The sequence below is a fragment of the Aeromonas sp. genome, assembly GCF_051657805.1.
Lineage (GTDB): Bacteria > Pseudomonadota > Gammaproteobacteria > Enterobacterales > Aeromonadaceae > Aeromonas.
The window spans coordinates 1-2,860 of record NZ_JBOFLJ010000004.1; the positions used below are offsets into that span (position 1 = coordinate 1).

General features: G+C 58.7%; 1 protein-coding gene. It reads right to left on the bottom strand.

All coding sequences use genetic code 11. The features are described from left to right. Positions 1-1,221 precede the first annotated feature (1,221 nt). Positions 1,222-2,202: a hypothetical protein gene (locus ACRCYW_RS02380; protein WP_438548590.1), complete on the bottom strand. Its 981-nt coding sequence runs from the start codon at positions 2,200-2,202 to the stop codon at positions 1,222-1,224. Positions 2,203-2,860 lie beyond the last annotated feature (658 nt).

Consider the following 2,860-nt stretch of genomic DNA (forward strand, 5'->3'; position numbering starts at 1 on the left):
TGGGAGCGTCGCAACCAGTTTCCCAAGCTGTCGCATACTGAAGCCCAGATGTGTAGGCAGGTGGCTGGTCCTACTGCCGCGGCCGGGAGGGAGACTCCCTCTTTCATCCATTCCGGGGGAAGGCCTTTTCCTTTGGCCAGTTCCTCAGTCTGGAGGCGGTGGATCCCTGTTTCCGTGTCGGTGACCCAAGCATTTAGGTCGTCCGGCATGAGTCCTTCCGAGCTGTGGAGACCTTGGCCTTGAATGGTCCCCACTATCCTTAGGGCGTCGTTCTCATTCGGTGCAAAGTCTCGGCGGGCGGATCTGAAAGGGGCTCGGCACTTTGGCTCTATCAGGTGGAGTGGTAGCAGCAAGTTCTTCATGGGGCGTGCTGGTAGGCCTTGTGTTGGAGGCGGTTTTGGTAGGTCCCGTCCTTCACTGACCGCTACAAACACCTCAATCAAGCGATCCTGTCGTAGTGCGCTGCCCTGTTGTTCTGCGCTTACAAACCATTCCAGGCTGAGATAGCCCAATTTTTCTAAACCCTTCTTCCTTTCTCTTCTCCAAGAGTCGGATGGTAGGTCCAGAGTCCATGTGCTAGGCCCTGAGATAAGAATGGCTTTGGGGCGGACAGCTTTTGGGGTGGCTTCCACCATGGATAGGGTAGACGATCGGCTTTGGGGTTGGTCGTGCGCATCGATGAGGAGCACGTCAACTGGGTTCTTCCGTAGGAAAGAGCGGGGGAGCCGGTCCCACGGCCGGACTTCCTTGCTCTGCTGTCGGGAGGTCAAGACTGGGGACAGGTTGGTGTCTTGGGACGAGAAGACCTGGGCCTCACAAGCCCAGGCCCGTCGAGGGAGGTCCATGCCCATTCCGACGGTGCCGAAACGGATCTTCTTGGTAGTAACGAGTGGAGGAAGATAGCGTAGAGGGGCCCTTATGATATCTGCATTACGTGGGAGGTCTAACGATGACTCACCTACACGTAAGTGATAAAGAGATAAAATAGAGACAGTATAGAAACTTTTCTGTTAGTAATTTTTCTTGACATGCATCCATTTGCCCTCCGCTTCCTTAATGTGTCGGAGTGTTGAGCACAAGAGGAGGCCTCTCCTTAGAAAGCCCTCCCTCAACCTCCTGAACCCCTTTTCTTGTCCGCCATGCTATCCATGGGGAGGTGGTTCTGTTCGACTATTTCCAGGCCGGGACCCTACCGCTTAGGAGGCCCCTCCCGGGGCCATCCTATCCTTCCGCTTGTTCCGCCTGTTCCGCTCCTTCTCCCGCAAGCCTCCTGAGTAGCGCCTGTCCTTTCTTCTTCGCCGCCGCCGCCGAGCCGTTTAGGACGAAGCAGGGGTGGCTTCCGTGGAGCATCGTGCCACAGCGGCCACACACTACCTGTCGGGGGGCCCCACTGGCTCCGTTGGGTCCGCCTCCTCCTCCTCCGCCGGTTCCGCCTCCTCCTCCTCCGCCGATGAGGGTGGCGAGGGAGACAAAGAGGGCCGTGACCTTTTGCGCCTCTAGGGCCGGGATGATCCACTTGGCATCGGCGGCATCACGTAGGTGCACGTAGATGTGGCACATGGCCATGAGGCGCGAGCTGCTGTTGGACCTGATGAGTCCCCACTCTTTGACAAAGAACTCAATGATGCGGTTGGTTTCTTCCCATCCATAGGCGGTGTAGGTTATGACCAGGTGGTTGAGTAGGGAGATGTAGTGGTCGACGCTGCGACGGGAGATGACCGTGATGTATCCGCTCTGGCTCCAAGCCTCGATGAGGTAAGGGTCCCAGGGCTCCACACTAAGGATGGTCTTCTGTTTGGCAATAAGGTTACGGAGGCACCGGTCCCTGATTTCCTGGACGTCCCTGGCCATTTCCTTGAGCTGACTCTCGTTCCTGACGGACTTGAGGGCATGGCGGTTCTGGTTCCTCCATTTCAAATCCCGGTTCATGTCTTCACGGCCTCCGTTTTGGTTGCTGGTAGTGATCAATTCCGCGAGAGCGGCATGGATGTTGGCACCAAGGTCGTCGCTCTCTCCAGACTGGCTGATCTTACCTGGTAGGGACACGGCATCGACCATGCACTCCATGAGGGGGATGGCTCTTTCGTCTGCCATACCCGGGGGGGCGAGATGCTGTCGCAAAACCTTGGTATCGACGTCCAGGTTGATCCCAAAGAGTTCTTCCGTGTCGGTGGTAGAGCGGTCTCTGTTGTTTAACAACACCGGTGGGCTGCCGGGTTGAGAGCCCGGGGGAGTGGGTGTAGGCATCGCAGCGGCTGCGGCCGCCGGAGGGACTCCAGCTCCCACGGCATGGGTTCCCGCTCTCGCAGGGGGGGCTTCTTCTGGGAGCGTCTCGGGGTAGGAGTTGGGTTCTTCGCCGAGGTGGAAGTAGACGAATTCCCAGGCTTCTGCTTCCGAGTGAGCCCTGCGGTACTTGGTGCGGGGTCCCCCGAGAAGGACGCGGGCTTGCTCCTTGTTGGTGAAGACACCGCTCCTGCTGTATTTGCCATGGACCACGGCATACCAGTAGTCCTTACCCGGTTTCGGGGCGGGGACGCGCGGAGCCGGAGGTGCCAGCAAGTCCTCAGAATCCGACCCCGATTGGGAGGAGACCCTCTCCACTCCCTTTTTGGGGGGCTGGACAGGGGGTGGCTTGGTCACACGGGCTTGAGGAGTCGGAGGGGAGAGGTGTTTTCCTTTGCCCTTGCCGGAGCGTTTGGGTTTGCCCTTGCCCGTCGTGGCTCCTGCCGGCTCCTCTCCGAAGGAGGCCAATTGGCGCTGCAGTTCAGCTATCTGATCGTGCGCTTCCTTTAGGCTGGCGGTTTCCTAACGTTGGGGCGGAGGTAGCCTCTCGGGGTCTGAGATCTGGACCGTGGGGTTG